Here is a 15,085-nt window from a genome sequence, read left to right as displayed (position 1 = left end):
GATATCTACACCGGCACGCCGCGCTTCACGCTCGGTATCCCCGAATATGCCGACGGGCTGAATTTCGTCGCCGTGGCGGTCGGCGTCTTCGGCATTGCCGAGATCCTGCGCAACCTCGAGAACGAGCATGAGCGCTCGGTGATGATCCGAAAGGTTTCAGGGCTCATGCCCACCCGCGACGACTTCAGGCGCATGGCGGCGCCCATCGTGCGCGGAACGATCATCGGTTCAGCGCTCGGCATCCTGCCGGGAGGCGGCGCGATCCTCGCGGCCTTTGCCTCCTACACGGTCGAAAAGCGCGTATCGAAAAACCCCGAAGAATTCGGCAAGGGCGCGATCGCAGGTGTCGCCGGGCCGGAATCGGCCAACAATGCCGGCGCGCAGACCTCCTTCATCCCGATGCTGACGCTCGGCATTCCAGCCAATCCGGTCATGGCGCTGATGATCGGCGCGATGATCATCCAGGGCATCGTGCCCGGCCCGAATGTCGCGACCGAACAGCCGGCGCTTTTCTGGGGCATCATCGCCTCCATGTGGATCGGCAACCTGATGCTGATCGTCCTGAACCTGCCGCTGATCGGGCTCTGGGTGAAGCTGCTTACGATCCCCTATTACGTGCTTTTCCCGATCATCATGGCGTTCTGCTCGATCGGCGTTTACAGCGTCAACACCAATGTCTACGACCTCTACGCCGTCGCCTTTTTCGGCTTCCTCGGCTATCTCCTGACCAAACTGCGCTGCGAACCCGCGCCCCTGCTGCTCGGCTTCGTGCTTGGCCCCCTGCTTGAGGAAAATCTCCGCCGGGCCATGATTCTGTCGCGTGGCGATCCCAGCGCCTTCCTGACGAGACCGATCAGCGCCGGCCTGCTCCTCATCGCGCTCGCCGTGCTCGTCATCGTCTTCCTGCCCGCGGTCAAGAAGAAGCGCGAAGAGGTGTTTGTGGAGGAGAGTTAACTTATTGAATTCCGCTCGCTTCCTCGAGCGGAGCGATCTCGACCAGCGGCGCCGGCACGCTGGTCGTCTTTTCCTGCGCCTTGCAGAGGTCGGCGATGACGCAGGCCGGGCAATCCGGCTTGCGCGCCTTGCAGACGTAGCGGCCATGCAGGATCAGCCAGTGATGCGCGTGGCGCATATATTCGTCGGGAATGATCTTCAACAGCCCCTGCTCGACCTGGTCGGGCGTCTTGCCGGGCGCCAGTCCTATGCGGTTGCCGATGCGGAAGATGTGCGTGTCGACGGCCATCGTGTGCTGGCCGAAGGCCATGTTGAGCACGACATTGGCGGTCTTGCGCCCGACCCCCGGCAATTTGACCAGTTCGTCCCGGCTGTCCGGCACCTCGCCACCATGATCGCGAATCAATGCCTGCGACAGCGCGATGACGTTCTTGGCCTTGTTGCGCCACAGACCGATGGTCCTGATATAGTCGCCGACCCTGGCCTCACCCAGATCCAGCATTTTGCGCGGCGTATCGGCGATCTTGAACAGCGCCCGCGTCGCCTTGTTGACGCCGGCGTCGGTCGCCTGCGCCGACAGCACGACGGCCACCAGCAGGGTGAAGGGGTTTACATGTTCGAGCTCGCCCTTCGGCTCCGGCCGCTGGACGGCAAAGCGCCGGAAAATCTCGTGCACCTCCGCCGGACTGTAGAGCGTTCTGGATCGGGCCGGCCTGGGGCTCGGCTTGGCGTTCGAGCCGTCGCGCCGTCCAGGCGGTGGCTTCTTTTCGGATTGTGCGGGTACTTTGGACTTGGGGCTTGCCATTTCCTTCCTATAATATCCAGATATGAACGACACAAATGCCTCGTTCCAGGCGGACGAACCCTTCTTCAGCGCCTTGCTGACCCCGCACCGGTCGCTGGGCAAGACCGGCTTCGCCGTGCTGATGGTCGCGCTGCTGTTCGGCTGGCTGGTGACCGGGGCTTTTTTCCTGTCGCGCGGCGCCTGGCCGGTTTTCGGCTTCTTCGGTCTGGACGTTGTCGCCGTCTACATTGCCTTCCGCATGAACTACCGTGCCGCCCGCGCCCGCGAGGAGGTGTCGATCTCGCGCACCAGCCTCGATATCCGCAAGACCGCGCCGTCGGGAAAATCGGAAGCGCACCGCTTCAACCCGTTCTGGGCGCGCTTTTCGGTCGCCCGTCACGCCGAAATCGGCATCACCCGGATGGCGGTCGAGGCGCAGGGACAAAGCGTGGCGATCGGCGGCTTTCTCGACCCCGATTCCCGCGAAAGCTTCGCCACCGCCTTTTCACGTGCGCTCGCCACCGCCAAGGCGCGCTAGCCGAACAGCTTGCGTCCGGACCGCGTCGAACAAGGGTACGACGTTTCAGAAGCGATAGCGCAAAAGCCTGCCGATCTTGCGCAGTGCGGGAATGTATTTCCAAAGCCGAACGAACAGCTGCGCGGGCCAGCCCATGCGGGCGGCGTGTTCAGGTCCATAGGCCGGGATGTCTTCGATGAATCGGAGCTTCGGGACAGCCAGTTCCAGTTCGTGCGGATCCTCGATCGCCCAGTGGACCTCGGCGCCTGTCGCCCTGATCGCCGGATTGAGGCGCAGCAGCTTCAGGCCGAAACCGCTGTAAGCGTCGAAGATCAGGTCGCCGCCGGCAAGATGTATGACCAGGCGCGAGAACAGGCGGAACCCTTCCTCGGCCGGAAGATAGGGCGTCAGCCCCTCCGCCACCACGATGGCCGGTCGGTTGCGGGGCACTTCAGCCAGCCAGTCCGGCTCTGTTACCGACGAAGCGATGAGGCGATAGCGGTCGCGCGGCGGGTAAAGCTTGCGCCTGAGTTCAATGACTTCCGGATAGTCGACATCGAACCAGTCGACGCCTGGTGGCGGATTGACCCGGAAGATGCGCGTGTCGAGCCCGCACCCCAGATGCAGCACGATGGCATCAGGATTTCTGGCCAGAAACTCCTCGACGCGGACGTCCAGCGTCTTTGCCCTGATCGCCAGGCCGATGCCGAGATTGCTGTCGACCTTGAGTCTTGAGAAATCATAGTCGATCTTACGCACCGCCTCGTCGGCGAAACGATCCCCAAGCAGCGAATGGGGCATCCGGCTTTCCAGCGCCTTGCCGTAGAGCGTCATCAGCAAGGTTTCTTTCGCGCCGGCGAGATTTACCTTTTCACCCGCCATGGCGACTCCTGGGCTCGAAAACCAGAGTTTATCTGGGTATGCGCCGCAAGAAGGCAAGTTTCGGGTGGCGATCGGCGCCCCAAGTGCTGATATTCCGGCTCAAGGAGAATTCCCATGAGCACCCAGACAGCAGTCCTCAAGAAGGACATCACGCCCGAAGGCAACGACTACGAAATCGTGCGCCGCGCCATCGAGAAGATCAGCCTCGACTATCGCGACCAGCCTTCCCTCGAGGAGCTTGCAGAGGAGGTCGGCGAGACGCCGACCGGCCTGCAGAAGCTGTTCACACGCTGGGCCGGCCTTTCGCCCAAGGCTTTCCTGCAGGCGGTGACGCTGGACCATGCCCGCAGGCTGCTCGATTCCGGCATGCCGCTGCTTGAAACATCGTTCGAGCTCGGCATGTCCGGCCCCGGCCGGCTGCACGACCTGTTCGTCACCCATGAGGCGATGTCGCCGGGCGACTACAAGACGCGCGGCGCCGGGCTCACAATCCGCTATGGCTATCATACCTCGCCATTCGGCACCGCCCTGATCATGGCCACCGACCGAGGGCTTGCAGGCCTCGCCTTCAGCGATCCGGGCGAGGAGCGCGCTGCTTTCGCGGATATGTCCAGCCGCTGGCCGAATGCCGTCTATGTCGAGGACATTGCCGCGACCGGTCCCTACGCCGCGCGCATCTTCGACCCGACGCTGTGGCGCCCGGACCAGCCGCTGCATGTCGTGATGATCGGCACCGACTTCCAGGTTCGCGTCTGGGAGGCCTTGCTCCAGATTCCGATGGGCAAGGCTCGCACCTATTCCTCGATCGCCGCCAGCATCGGCGCGCCGAGCGCCAGCCGCGCCGTCGGCGCCGCCAACGGCGCCAACCCGCTCTCCTTCGTGGTGCCTTGCCACCGCGCCATCGGTAAATCCGGCGACCTCACCGGCTACCACTGGGGCCTGACCCGCAAGCGCGCCATTCTGGGCTGGGAGGCGGGACAGGTCACCTCTTGAAATCGGGAACGCCGGCGACCTGCCGCCGGCATTGTCACGTGGAAAACGACGACGCCCCGATGACTCGCATGACGCGGCACCGCGGCGCTTGCCATATCGGCATGCACTGGAAAGCAACGATCTTACAGGATAGCTTCCCGCTCATTCATGAGGAGGCATTCCTTGATCATCGTCGTCGGCTCGATCAATCTCGACCTTATCGCCAATGTCGACCGCTTGCCGAGCCCTGGCGAGACGGTGAGCGGCTCCGGTTTCGCCACCGCGCCCGGCGGCAAGGGCGCCAACCAGGCGTTGGCCGCCGCGCGCGCCGGCGAAAAGGTGCGCATGGTGGGAGCCGTCGGCAAGGATAGTTTCGCCGGCGAGGCCCTGGCGCTGCTGCGCCAGGCCAAGGTGGATCTGTCTGGCGTGGGCGAAACTTTTGCCTCGACGGGCACCGCGCTGATCATGGTCGGCGACGATGGCGAGAACATTATCGCCGTGGTACCGGGTGCCAACGCCTCGGTGCTGCCCGGCGACCTGTCCAAGGCCTTCCCCGGAAAAGGCGATGTCATGCTCCTGCAACACGAGATCCCGCTTGCGACCGTCGAAGCCGCGCTCGATCAGGCAAGCGCGGCCGGTGCCGTCACCGTGCTCAACACCGCACCCTTCCATCGCGACGCGGCCGGCTTGCTCGGCAAGGCCGACTATGTCGTCGCCAACGAGACTGAGTTCGACCTCTATGGCGAGGTGCTGTCGCTGAGCGGGCGCGACCGCGCGGCACGGATGCGCGACTTTGCCGGGAAAACCGGCCGCGCCATCGTCGTCACGCTCGGCGGCGACGGCGTGATGGCGGCGACGCCGACCGATTCCCTGACGGTGCCCGCATTGAAGATCACCCCGGTCGACACGGTTGGTGCAGGCGACACCTTTTGCGGCTATTTCGCCGCCGGCCTGTCGTCGGGCCTGCCCCTCGAACAGGCGCTCGCCCGGGCCGGCGCGGCCGGCTCGCTGGCATGCCTGAAGCCGGGCGCCCAGCCGGCCATCCCGTTGGCCGCCGATGTCGACCAGGCACTCCTGAAATCCCGCTGAGACGACCAGAATGCGCCCCCAGACAAAGCATGCCGCGCCACCGACCGGCGACATCTGCCGCCTGTCCGCCGTCGAGCTGGCCGACGCGATCCGGCAAAGGAAACTTTCGGTACGTGAGGTCGTGACGGCATTCCTCGACCGCGTCGAAGCCGTCAACCCGCTCGTCAACGCCATCGTTTCCTTGCGCGATCGTAGCGATATCCTGCGCGAGGCCGACGCAGCCGATGCCCGTCCGGACCGGGCCGGTGCGCTCTTCGGCCTGCCGATCGCGGTCAAGGATCTCGCAATGACCCGCGGCCTGCGTACCTCCTTCGGCTCGCCGATCTTCGCCGATTTCGTGCCGCAGGAGGACGATTTCTTCGTCGAGCGCATGCGCAAGGCCGGCGCCATCATCATCGGCAAGACCAACGTTCCCGAATTCGGCCTCGGCTCCAACACCTACAATCCCGTGTTCGGCCCGACGCTGAACGCCTTTGATCCAGATTTGAGCGCCGGCGGCTCGAGCGGCGGCGCCGCGGTGGCGCTGGCGCTGGACATGGTGCCCGTCGCCGACGGCAGCGACTTCGGCGGCTCGTTGCGCAATCCAGCCGCCTGGAACAATGTCTATGGTTTCCGGCCATCGCAGGGGCTCGTCCCCGGCGGCCCGGACGTCGAGGTCTTTCATGCCCAGATGGGCGTCGATGGGCCGATGGGTCGCAATGTCGGCGACATGGCGCTGCTGCTCGACGTGCAGGCGGGCCATCATCCGCGCGCACCCTTGTCCTATGAGAAACAAGGCTCCTTCCTCGAAGGCCTGCATATGCCCGCCAAAGGCGGCCGTGTCGCCTGGCTCGGCGATCTGGGCGGGCATTTGCCCATGGAGCCCGGCATCCTCGAGCTCTGCCAGGCCGCGCTCGACCGCTTCGGGGAGGCCTCGTTCAAGGCCGAGGCACTGGTGCCGGATTTTGATTTCGAGGCCTTGTGGCAGGCCTTCGTGACGTTGCGCCAGGCAAGCAGCGGCTGCGCGCTGAAAGTGCATTATGACGATCCTGCCAGGCGCGCCCTGTTGAAGCCCGAAGCCGTCTGGGAGGTGGAGAACGCGCAACTCCTGACGGCGCCTCGGATTCGCGCCGCCTCGGTCGTCCGGACGTCCTGGTACCGGACGCTGCTGTCGCTGTTCGACCGCTTCGACCTGATTGCATTGCCGACCGCGCAAGTCTTTCCGTTCGACGTCGGCACCCATTGGCCGCGCGAGATCGCCGGCCGGCCGATGGACAGCTATCACCGCTGGATGCAGGTTTCGGCGCCCGCCACCATGGGCGGCTGCCCGGCCGTCAGCGTGCCGGTCGGCTTCGACGCCAGAGGCCGGCCGATGGGCATGCAACTGATCGGCCGGCCGCGTGGCGACATGGCTGTGCTGAAGGCGGCGGCGGCCTATGAGACGACACTGCCGTGGCCGTCCGGCGCCTGAATCCGGTGCATCTGCGTATCGCGCGGCTCCATGTGCCGGCTTGCACCGGCATCGCCGCCATGCATTGATTGTGGCGCCGCACAGGCGGCATTCTGCCCGAGGGAAAAATCATGTCGCTGGAACTCTATGCCGCCTATGTCCTTGCGTGCGTCGTCATCATCCTGGTGCCAGGGCCGACGGTCACGCTGATCATCGCCAACAGCATCCGTCATGGCTCCCGCGCCGGCCTGGCCAATGTCGCCGGCACGCAGGCCGGCCTGGCGGTCATGATCGCCATCGTCGGCATCGGCCTCAACACGCTGATATCGGGTATGGGGCACTGGTTCGAATGGGTGCGGCTGATCGGTGCCGCCTACCTGATCTGGATGGGCGTGCAGATGTTCCGGTCCAAGGGCAAGCTGAACGCCGACGGAACGGCGCGGAAGCCGCGCGGCGGCTTTTTCGTGCAGGGCCTGCTGGTAGCGCTCAGCAACCCGAAGACGCTGATCTTCTTCGGCGCCTTCTTTCCGCAATTCATCGCGCCGCAAGGCAATTATTCGCTGCAGATCGCCGTCATGGGCCTCACCGCCATGATCTTCGCCGCCATGTCGGATTCGACTTATGCGCTGGCCGCCGGCCGCGCCGGTCGCATCCTGTCCGCCCGCCGCGTCAAGCTCCTGTCCAGGATCAGCGGCAGCTTCATGATCGGCGGCGGCCTGTGGCTGGCGTTTTCACGGTCGAAGTGAGCACCGCCGCCTTTCCTTCCCCCTTGTGGGGGAAGGTGGATCGGCGCGCAGCGCCGAGATGGTTGAGGGGTGCGTGACGGAGTGAGGCGTCGGCGTTCCCCGGAACACCCCTCATCCGACCTCGCTTCGCGAGGCCGCCTTTTCCCGCGAGGGGAGAGGGTAAGGAGGCGGATTTAAAGCCGCCCCAGCCGTTCCAGCAACAGCGCGAAGAAGCCGTCATGGTCGATGTCGCCCATCACCTTGGCGTTCTTTTCCCGCTTGGTGACGCCCCACCAGTCGATCACGGTCATGCCCATGGTCAGTTCCGAGCTGGTTTCCACGCTGACATTGCAGTTACGGCCTTTGAACAGCTCCGGTTTCAACAGGTAGGCGATGACGCAGGGGTCATGCAGCGGCCCGCCATCGGTGCCGTATTTCTCCTCGTCGAAACGCTCGAAAAACTCCAGCATCTCGGCCGTTGCGGTACCGACCTTGGTGCCGAGCTTGCGAAAGGCCTGGGTGCGCTTGGCGGTGGTCAGCGCCTTGTGGGTGACGTCGAGCGGCATCAGCACGATCGGAATGCCGGATTTCAACACCACCTCGGCCGCGTGCGGATCGACATAAATGTTGAATTCGGCCGCCGGCGTGACATTGCCGCCTTCGAAGAAGCCACCGCCCATCAGGATGATTTCCTTGATGCGCGGCGCGATCTTCGGCTCGCGGATCAGCGCCAGCGCGATATTGGTGAGCGGCCCGAGAGCGCACAGCGTGATGCTGCCGCTCTCTTCCTTCATCAGCGTCTCGACGATGAAATCGACGGCGTACTTATCCTGCAGCTTCATCGTCGGTTCGGGCAATTGTGGCCCGTTGAGGCCAGTTTGGCCATGCACCGCCTCGGCCGTAACCAGTTCACGCGCCAGCGGACGGACGGCGCCGGCATAGACCTTGATGTCGGGTCGGCCGGCCAGTTCGCAGATCTTGCGGGCGTTCTTTTCGGTAAGGTTCAGCGGCACGTTGCCGGCTACGGCTGATATGCCGACGATCTCCAGCTCGGGGCTGCCAAGCGCCAGCAATATGGCGACGGCATCGTCCTGGCCAGGATCCGTGTCGATGATGATCTTGCGTGTTTGGGGCATTTCAATTCCTTGTTTGGCCATGAGCTCATGCGTCCGAGCGAGCATGCGAAACGCACCGAACCGGCCTTGAGCTGCCGAACCGCTCCGCCCGGGGGGACGAATCCCGGCGCAGCGCTTCTCCTTGCATCTCACTGCCGTTTCAAGCGCCATGTCGATCATTCTTGTGAGTCCACGACGTGGTCTTTTTGGGCGGGTGTTTTGATGGCTTGAACTTGGTCGTGGGGCGGACCATATCAAGACCATCGGGAAAAATGCCATCTGGGTTTTTCCAGTTTATGTCGCTCTTGAGAGGACAATGTAACATGAGCCGAATGACGCCTTTCTCCAGCCCGCTTCTCCTGGGTTTCGACGCCATGGAAAAGACGCTGGAGCGCCTGGCGAAATCCGGTGACAGCTATCCTCCTTACAACATCGAGCGGCTCAGCGGCGCCGACGGCAAGGCCGAAAGGCTGCGCATCACGCTCGCTGTCGCCGGTTTCGCCGAAAGCGATCTCGATGTCACCACGGAGGAAAACCAGTTGGTCGTGCGCGGTCGTCAGACCGACGATACCGAGCGCGAATTTCTTCACCGCGGCATCGCCGCACGCCAATTCCAGCGCTGCTTCGTGCTGGCCGACGGCATGCGGGTGATTGCGGCGGAGCTGAAGAACGGCCTTTTGTCGATCGATCTCGATCGGCCCGAGTCCGAGCGGCTGGTACGGAAAATAAACATATCGGTGAAAGACTGATCTTTGCCGATGGCTCTCATGCGGGATGGCCTACTGCCCAGAACCAGGGCGGCGTCTCGCGCCAAGGAGGCTTGAAATGACCAGAACTGACCAAAATCCTACACAAAATCCCACCATGACCAGCGGTGAATTCGCCCATCTCGGCGAGGGCTCGGTCGCTTATCTGCGCAAGGTTACGAGCGAGGAACTGCTCGGCCGTTTCCCGGGCATTGGCGAAATCGCGCCCGGCATGGAATTGTGGGCGCTGTTTGCCGCCAACGGCCAGCCGATCCTGCTTTCAGATGCGCGCGATCGCGCGCTGGCCGGCGCCATGGAAAACGACCTGACCACGGTCGCCATTCATTAAGGCGATTTTCCGCTGAAAACGAACGGGGCCGCCCGTGGCGGCCCTACCATTGTTCATCCAGAAAACGTCAGGCCGCGTGCGAGGCCTGAGTGTCCGATAAAAGCGCGTGGATCGCCACGGCGTCGCGCGTTCCCCTGATCTTGGCCACCGTATCGGCGTCGCGCAGCACCCGCGCGATGCGCGACAGCGCCTTCAGATGATCGGCGCCGGCCCCTTCAGGGGCCAGCAGCAGGAACACCAGGTCGACCGGCTGGTCGTCGAGCGCCTCGAAATCGACCGGCGTCTCCAGGCGGGCGAACACGCCGGCGATGCGCTTCACGCCGGCCAGCTTGCCGTGCGGAATGGCGATGCCGTTGCCGACCCCCGTCGAGCCGAGCCGCTCGCGCTGCAGGATCGTGTCGAACACCTCCCGCTCCGGAATGCCGGAAATCGCGGCCGCCCTCTCCGACAGCAATTGCAGAAGCTGCTTCTTGGAGTTCGCCTTCAACGCCGGCAATATCGCCGGAACGTTGATGAGATCGCTCAGATCCATACTTGAAAATCCCTTGTTCGCCTGCCGTCACCAGTCCCCACCCCTCGTGCGGCCGGTTTTATCCCTGTGCGACCTTGGTCGTGGACGGATCGATCCAGCCGATGTTCCCATCCGGCCGGCGATAGACGATGTTGACGTGATTGTTTCCGGCGTTGCGGAAGACGAAGACCGGACTGTCCTTTGTGTCGAGTTCTATGACCGCCGACGCCACCGACATGGTCTTCAGCGTCATGGTCGATTCGGCGACGATGGCCGGCGCAAAATCCTCCGGAATGTCCTCGTCGTCATCGGCGAGTGGCGCCATCACCGTGTAGGCGATATCGGTGAGCTCGCCATTGCCCGAATTGTGCGATTTCAGCCGGCGCTTGTAGCGCCGAAGCCGGGTTTCCAGACGATCCGCCGCGGCCTCGAAAGCCAGCGTCGGGTCCTGGGCATCGCCGGTCGCCTGCAGCGAAGCGCCGGAATCCAGCCGGATCATGCAATCCGCCGAATAGCGCGAGCCCGATTTGATGACGGTGACATGTCCGGCAAAGCCGCGGTCGAAATATTTGCCGATCGCCTCGCCGACACGATCGTTGATGCGCGTACGGAACGCATCGCCGATATCCATGTGTTTTCCCGATATGCGCAGATTCATCTGAAAACTGACCTTCCTTGCTCAGGCTTCAAACTGGCCGGAGTTTATACTCGTGGTCCGTGCGCACAAGCTTTGCGGCGTCACTCGCGCCGATTTAAATCCAAACTTTCCGGTTGATCACAAGCCGCCTTCTTGACCATCCCTAGGCCATTGTCGTGACGGACCATCCGCTAGCGGGCGCCGAGCCCGTCTCATGCGGGCGGGCTTCTAGCCACTTCACCGCAGCTTGTCAATGAAGCACGAACCCTGTGGAAATCGCCGAACCTAGCGCCCGGCGCTGGCAAGGGCCCGCTTCTCGCGCCGGCGCTGCACCGAGGACGGGATATTCATGCCTTCCCTGTATTTGGCGACCGTACGCCTGGCGATATCGACGCCGCTTTCGCGCAACATGTCGACGATCGCGTCGTCGGACAGGACGTCGACGGTTTTTTCCTCGTCGATCAATTGCTTGATGCGGTCACGCACCGCTTCCGACGAATGCGCCTCGCCACCGCCCGACGAGGCGATCGAGGCGGTGAAGAAATAGCGCAGTTCGAACACGCCGCGCGGCGTCAGCATGTACTTGTTCGCGGTGACCCGGCTGACGGTCGATTCGTGCATGCCTATGGCGTCGGCCACCGTGCGCAGGTTGAGCGGCTTCAGCTGGCGCACGCCATGGACGAGGAAGGCATCCTGCTGGCGCACGATCTCCGATGCGACCTTGAGAATGGTCTTTGCCCTCTGATCGAGGCTGCGCGTCAGCCAATTGGCGTTCTGCAGGCACTCGGCCAGGAAATCCTTTTCGGCCTGGTTCTTGGCGTGCGGCGAAACCTGGGCGAAATAGATGTGGTCGACCAGCACGCGCGGCAGCGTTTCGGCGTTGAGCTCGACCGTCCAGCTGCCGTCATTGGCCGCGCGCACCTCGACATCGGCAATGACGGCGTCGCTGGCGCCGCCCGAAAATGCCATGCCCGGCCGCGGATCGAGCGCCCGGATCTCGGCCAGCATGTCGAGCAAGTCCTCTTCGTCGACGCCGCAGATCCGCTTCAGCGTGTGAAAATCGCGGCGCGCCAGGAGTTCGAGGTTGGCAATCAGCGCCTTCATCGCCGGATCGAGCCTGTCGCGCACGGCAAGTTGCAGCGACAGGCATTCGGCAAGGTCGCGGGCGAACAGGCCGGCCGGCTCGAAGGTCTGGCACACCGACAGCACCTTGGCCACGGCGTCGGCGCCGCTACCAAGGCGCGAGGCTATCTCAGCCATATCGGCGCGCATATAGCCGGTCTCGTCGAGGCCGTCCGCGAGTTCGCCGGCGATCAGGCGCGCCGCCGGATCGGCGAAAGCGAGCGCAATATGCTCGCTGACATGATCGCGCAGCGTGATGGCGGTCGCCGCCATATCGCCGGCGTCGAAGCCATCGGACGAGGACGTGCCGCCATTGCCGGTCGCCGATTTCCACTGCGCCGTGAGGTCTGGTCCGAGCCGCTCGCTGGTGCCCGGGTCGTCCGGGAACAGGTTCTCCAGCGATGTGTCGAGCTTTTCCGAGATCGCCTCGGCGCTCCATCCCGCTTCGGTCTCGAACCAGTCGCCGTCGGCCGCCGTTTCCGGTGCCGCCTCGGTCCTCGGCGCCTGGTCGCTAGCGGCGTCGTCCTGCGGCTCGGCGCGCTCCAGCAACGGGTTGCGCTCGATCTCCTCGTCGATGAAGTGCTCGAGTTCGGCATGGGTGAACTGCAGCAGCCGGATCGACTGCATCAGCTGCGGCGTCATCACCAGCGACTGCGACTGTCGTAGCTGTAGTTTCGCCGCCAACGCCATGGTTCGGTTTCAAACGCCTCGTCTGCATCCGGACTGCCGGAAGGAATTTTCGCGAACCGATAGAAACTGGCCCGGCTTTTGCTTGTCAAGGCAAACGCTAGCAAAACCCGCTTACCGGAGCGTTATCCCGGAGCAAAATCGCGAGAAAATGGCCCCTGACAGGAAAAAAATCGCGTCAGGAAACAAATTTCACGCTCAAAGCGTGAATCCCTCGCCCAGATAGAGCCGCCGCACGTCGGGATTTGCGACCACTTCATCAGCCCGGCCATGAGTGAGCACCTGGCCGGCATGGATGATGTAGGCGCGGTCGATCAGGCCGAGCGTCTCGCGCACATTGTGATCGGTGATGAGCACGCCGATGCCGCGCGCCGTCAAATGACGCACCAGTTGCTGGATGTCGGCGACGGCGATCGGGTCGATGCCGGCGAAAGGCTCGTCGAGCAGCATGTAGGCCGGGCGCGTGGCCAGCGCACGCGCGATCTCCAGGCGCCGACGTTCGCCGCCGGAAAGCGACATCGACGGCGCCTTGCGCAAATGGCTGATATGGAACTCCTCGAGCAGTTCGTCGAGGCTGCGCTCGCGCTCCTTGCGGCTCTTTTCGACCACTTCCAGCACGGCGCGAATGTTCTGCTCGACGCTGAGGCCGCGGAAGATCGAGGCCTCCTGCGGCAGATAGCCGATGCCCAGACGCGCACGCCGGTACATCGGCATGGAGGTGACATCGAAGCCGTCGATCTCGATCGTGCCCTCGTCCACAGGCACCAGGCCGGTGACCATGTAGAAACAGGTGGTCTTGCCGGCGCCGTTCGGACCGAGCAGCCCGACGGCCTCGCCGGCACGCACCCCGAGCGTGACGCCGCTGACCACCTTGCGACCCTTGTAGCTCTTGGTCAGGCCCTTGGCGATCAAGGTTCCCTTGAACTTCGCCTTATCGGCGGTGACCGTGGCCGGAGCCGAAACCTTGCCGGCGGCCCGCCCCGGAAGACGCGCCGTCAGCGACGACAGGCTGGCCATCAGGGGTTCGTCGCTCCCGATTTCGGCGGTGGCGTCATCGACATGATGACACGTCCACCGCAGCCGTCGACATTGGCGAGGCCGGTCTTCATCTGCACGGTGAGCTTGCAGCCCTTGAGGACATTGGGGCCTTGCGACAGCACCACTTCCTTGCCGGACAGGACCAGCACCTGCGTCTTCATGTCGAAGGTGCCATTATCACCGGTCGCGATCTGGTCATTCGACTTGATGTAAACTTTTCCGCTGACTTCAAGGTGGTCGATGTTGGCCGAGCCGGTCATCGCCGCTCCCGCTGCTTCCGTCCCCTTTGCGGCCGCGTTCGGGTCCTTGACGTAGTAGACCATCATCTTGCCGGACTTGAGCAGGGTCGGTCCCTGCACGACCGTGACGTTGCCGGTGAACACGGCGACGTTGTCCGCCTGCCGGACCTCCAGCTTGTCGCTCTCGATCTGGATGGGCTTGTCGCCCGACAGTTTGAGCCCGGACGCGCTCTCGGCGCTGGATTGCGCCTGCACCGGCGCAAGCCCCAGCAAAAGCAGCGCCGAAGCTGCGGCGGCAAGCCGTGTCGAACTAATGAGCCACATTCGCTTCTTCGCCCTTTGCCTCTGCCGCCTTCAGATTGGCGGGATCGATATTGACGCGCACCTTGTTCTCGAACACCAGAACCTTGCCATTATCCTGCACCGACAAGGAATTCGCGGTGATCTGCGACCCGTCACGGCTGACGTCCACGGGGTCATCCGTCTTCATAGTGCCTTTGCCCATGTCGAGGAAGACCGATTTGAACCTGGCCTGAAGACCGTCGGTCGTGGCGATCGTGACGTCGCTGGTCAGGTGCATCGTATTGCCGTCGCGATCGTAGGTACCATGCGTGGCTTTGATCGCAGCGACATTGTCGGCCGCGATCGGCACCTTGGCGTCGATGCCGTCGAGTTCGATGATGCCTTGCGTGCTGACGTCCTGTATGGCGCGCAATGCCGTCATGGAATAGGGCAATTTCTGCTTGGTGAAGCCGTTGAGCTTGGGGTTGGCCATCACCAGCTTGCCGTTGGAAAAGGCGGTGCCTTCCGCCTGGACCGCGACGGACACCGGTGCGGCGAGGTAGGAATAGACCGGGAAGGCAATGGCGATCAACGCCGCCAGCACCGGCACGGCGAATTTGAGCACGCGCACCCGGCGCGAATGCCGCCGTGCGCGATCGAACGCGTCCCCCCTCGCCGGGCCGTCCGCCGGGGGAGCCAACTCCGTCTCGGTGCTGCTCGCTTCACTCGTTCGCGCTAACATAACTGCTTTCTTCTAAAACCCCTGCCCCGCCGGGCAACACCGCCTATAGGTGGGACGTCGGCGCTTTCAAGCAAGCACAAGCCGACGAAAACCGCGAAAATGTGACAGTTGCGGTCGTGCAGATCAGAACGGATCAACACCGACAGCCCTGCTTCATAGCAGAAATAGACGTCTGGCGTACATTTTTCGTTACCATCGGCTCCCCCCTTACCTGCCGTTCGTTTCACGGACCAATCACGAAACCGACGTCTTGGCGGACGCTGAC

17 protein-coding genes are annotated in these 15,085 nt (G+C 63.6%); 8 read left to right on the top strand and 9 right to left on the bottom strand.

Translation table 11 applies throughout. The features are described from left to right. Nucleotides 1-954: tripartite tricarboxylate transporter permease (locus FJ986_RS29865; protein ID WP_181167735.1), on the top strand; the 954-nt coding region annotated here is incomplete at its 5' end. Between the two features lies 1 nt (nt 955). Here FJ986_RS29865 and nth read toward each other — a convergent pair. Next, nucleotides 956-1,759, bottom strand: coding sequence for an endonuclease III (gene nth, locus FJ986_RS29860; RefSeq protein WP_140560249.1), 804 nt, complete (start codon nt 1,757-1,759; stop codon nt 956-958). Nucleotides 1,760-1,781: 22 nt separating this feature from the next. Between nth and FJ986_RS29855 the strand changes: the two genes are divergently transcribed. Beyond that, nucleotides 1,782-2,276: a DUF2244 domain-containing protein gene (locus tag FJ986_RS29855; protein ID WP_140676856.1), complete on the top strand. Its 495-nt coding sequence runs from the start codon at nt 1,782-1,784 to the stop codon at nt 2,274-2,276. A 45-nt stretch (nt 2,277-2,321) separates the two neighbouring features. On the opposite strand, the gene FJ986_RS29850 is transcribed toward FJ986_RS29855, so the two are convergent. Beyond that, nucleotides 2,322-3,137: a class I SAM-dependent methyltransferase gene (locus FJ986_RS29850; protein ID WP_140522499.1), complete on the bottom strand. Its 816-nt coding sequence runs from the start codon at nt 3,135-3,137 to the stop codon at nt 2,322-2,324. A gap of 114 nt (nt 3,138-3,251) precedes the next feature. On the opposite strand from FJ986_RS29850, the gene FJ986_RS29845 reads away from it, so the two are divergent. From FJ986_RS29845 to FJ986_RS29830, 4 genes are all read left to right on the top strand, one after another. Next, entirely contained in the window at nt 3,252-4,130 is an 879-nt protein-coding gene (locus FJ986_RS29845) for a bifunctional helix-turn-helix domain-containing protein/methylated-DNA--[protein]-cysteine S-methyltransferase (protein ID WP_140676853.1), read from the top strand. Between the two features lie 162 nt (nt 4,131-4,292). Further along, nucleotides 4,293-5,198 (top strand): ribokinase, encoded by a 906-nt coding sequence (locus FJ986_RS29840; RefSeq protein WP_140632952.1) that lies wholly within the window; start codon nt 4,293-4,295, stop codon nt 5,196-5,198. 10 nt (nt 5,199-5,208) lie between these two features. Further along, the gene (locus FJ986_RS29835; protein WP_140672254.1) at nt 5,209-6,648 is read left to right on the top strand and encodes an amidase; all 1,440 of its coding nucleotides are present in this window, start codon (nt 5,209-5,211) and stop codon (nt 6,646-6,648) included. A gap of 110 nt (nt 6,649-6,758) precedes the next feature. Next, nucleotides 6,759-7,373, top strand: a complete 615-nt coding sequence (locus FJ986_RS29830; RefSeq protein ID WP_140522507.1) for a LysE family translocator — start codon at nt 6,759-6,761, stop codon at nt 7,371-7,373. Nucleotides 7,374-7,546: 173 nt separating this feature from the next. Here FJ986_RS29830 and FJ986_RS29825 read toward each other — a convergent pair whose 3' ends face one another. Continuing rightward, nucleotides 7,547-8,488, bottom strand: a complete 942-nt coding sequence (locus FJ986_RS29825) for a nucleoside hydrolase (protein ID WP_140500193.1) — start codon at nt 8,486-8,488, stop codon at nt 7,547-7,549. Nucleotides 8,489-8,790: 302 nt separating this feature from the next. On the opposite strand from FJ986_RS29825, the gene FJ986_RS29820 reads away from it, so the two are divergent. After that, a complete protein-coding gene (locus FJ986_RS29820; RefSeq protein ID WP_013893014.1) occupies nt 8,791-9,216 on the top strand; it encodes an Hsp20 family protein in 426 nt (141 codons plus the stop codon). A 76-nt stretch (nt 9,217-9,292) separates the two neighbouring features. After that, nucleotides 9,293-9,562 carry a DUF1150 family protein gene (locus FJ986_RS29815; RefSeq protein ID WP_140500195.1) on the top strand — a complete coding sequence of 90 codons (270 nt, stop codon included), beginning with the start codon at nt 9,293-9,295 and terminating at the stop codon, nt 9,560-9,562. A 67-nt stretch (nt 9,563-9,629) separates the two neighbouring features. Here FJ986_RS29815 and ptsN read toward each other — a convergent pair whose 3' ends face one another. From ptsN to lptC, 6 genes are all read right to left on the bottom strand, one after another. Next, a complete protein-coding gene (gene ptsN, locus FJ986_RS29810; protein WP_135898701.1) occupies nt 9,630-10,094 on the bottom strand; it encodes a PTS IIA-like nitrogen regulatory protein PtsN in 465 nt (154 codons plus the stop codon). A 58-nt stretch (nt 10,095-10,152) separates the two neighbouring features. Beyond that, nucleotides 10,153-10,731: a ribosome-associated translation inhibitor RaiA gene (gene raiA / locus FJ986_RS29805; RefSeq protein WP_140500197.1), complete on the bottom strand. Its 579-nt coding sequence runs from the start codon at nt 10,729-10,731 to the stop codon at nt 10,153-10,155. Between the two features lie 264 nt (nt 10,732-10,995). Further along, nucleotides 10,996-12,522 (bottom strand): RNA polymerase factor sigma-54, encoded by a 1,527-nt coding sequence (gene rpoN / locus FJ986_RS29800; protein ID WP_140676850.1) that lies wholly within the window; start codon nt 12,520-12,522, stop codon nt 10,996-10,998. Between the two features lie 195 nt (nt 12,523-12,717). Further along, a complete protein-coding gene (gene lptB / locus FJ986_RS29795) occupies nt 12,718-13,536 on the bottom strand; it encodes an LPS export ABC transporter ATP-binding protein (RefSeq protein ID WP_140500202.1) in 819 nt (272 codons plus the stop codon). After that, nucleotides 13,536-14,120 (bottom strand): LptA/OstA family protein, encoded by a 585-nt coding sequence (locus FJ986_RS29790; RefSeq protein ID WP_140676847.1) that lies wholly within the window; start codon nt 14,118-14,120, stop codon nt 13,536-13,538. Before FJ986_RS29790 ends, lptB begins: the two co-directional genes overlap by 1 nt. Next, the gene (gene lptC, locus FJ986_RS29785; RefSeq protein WP_140522513.1) at nt 14,107-14,820 is read right to left on the bottom strand and encodes an LPS export ABC transporter periplasmic protein LptC; all 714 of its coding nucleotides are present in this window, start codon (nt 14,818-14,820) and stop codon (nt 14,107-14,109) included. Before lptC ends, FJ986_RS29790 begins: the two co-directional genes overlap by 14 nt. Between the last annotated feature and the right edge of the window lie 265 nt (nt 14,821-15,085).

This window comes from Mesorhizobium sp. B1-1-1 (assembly GCF_006442955.1).
Lineage (GTDB): Bacteria > Pseudomonadota > Alphaproteobacteria > Rhizobiales > Rhizobiaceae > Mesorhizobium.
The sequence above is the reverse complement of the archived record's forward strand: the minus strand, read 5'-3'. Positions and strand labels throughout refer to the sequence as shown.

What these genes read in the sequence shown, in the direction of transcription:
- raiA (WP_140500197.1), bottom strand. Translation starts at nt 10,731, where the DNA reads ATGAATCTGCGCATATCGGGAAAACACATGGATATCGGCGATGCGTTC.
- rpoN (WP_140676850.1), bottom strand. Translation starts at nt 12,522, where the DNA reads ATGGCGTTGGCGGCGAAACTACAGCTACGACAGTCGCAGTCGCTGGTG.
- FJ986_RS29815 (WP_140500195.1), top strand. Translation starts at nt 9,293, where the DNA reads ATGACCAGAACTGACCAAAATCCTACACAAAATCCCACCATGACCAGC.
- FJ986_RS29835 (WP_140672254.1), top strand. Translation starts at nt 5,209, where the DNA reads ATGCGCCCCCAGACAAAGCATGCCGCGCCACCGACCGGCGACATCTGC.
- FJ986_RS29825 (WP_140500193.1), bottom strand. Translation starts at nt 8,488, where the DNA reads ATGCCCCAAACACGCAAGATCATCATCGACACGGATCCTGGCCAGGAC.
- FJ986_RS29790 (WP_140676847.1), bottom strand. Translation starts at nt 14,120, where the DNA reads ATGTGGCTCATTAGTTCGACACGGCTTGCCGCCGCAGCTTCGGCGCTG.
- FJ986_RS29830 (WP_140522507.1), top strand. Translation starts at nt 6,759, where the DNA reads ATGTCGCTGGAACTCTATGCCGCCTATGTCCTTGCGTGCGTCGTCATC.
- FJ986_RS29850 (WP_140522499.1), bottom strand. Translation starts at nt 3,137, where the DNA reads ATGGCGGGTGAAAAGGTAAATCTCGCCGGCGCGAAAGAAACCTTGCTG.
- FJ986_RS29845 (WP_140676853.1), top strand. Translation starts at nt 3,252, where the DNA reads ATGAGCACCCAGACAGCAGTCCTCAAGAAGGACATCACGCCCGAAGGC.
- lptC (WP_140522513.1), bottom strand. Translation starts at nt 14,820, where the DNA reads ATGTTAGCGCGAACGAGTGAAGCGAGCAGCACCGAGACGGAGTTGGCT.
- nth (WP_140560249.1), bottom strand. Translation starts at nt 1,759, where the DNA reads ATGGCAAGCCCCAAGTCCAAAGTACCCGCACAATCCGAAAAGAAGCCA.
- lptB (WP_140500202.1), bottom strand. Translation starts at nt 13,536, where the DNA reads ATGGCCAGCCTGTCGTCGCTGACGGCGCGTCTTCCGGGGCGGGCCGCC.
- ptsN (WP_135898701.1), bottom strand. Translation starts at nt 10,094, where the DNA reads ATGGATCTGAGCGATCTCATCAACGTTCCGGCGATATTGCCGGCGTTG.
- FJ986_RS29855 (WP_140676856.1), top strand. Translation starts at nt 1,782, where the DNA reads ATGAACGACACAAATGCCTCGTTCCAGGCGGACGAACCCTTCTTCAGC.
- FJ986_RS29820 (WP_013893014.1), top strand. Translation starts at nt 8,791, where the DNA reads ATGAGCCGAATGACGCCTTTCTCCAGCCCGCTTCTCCTGGGTTTCGAC.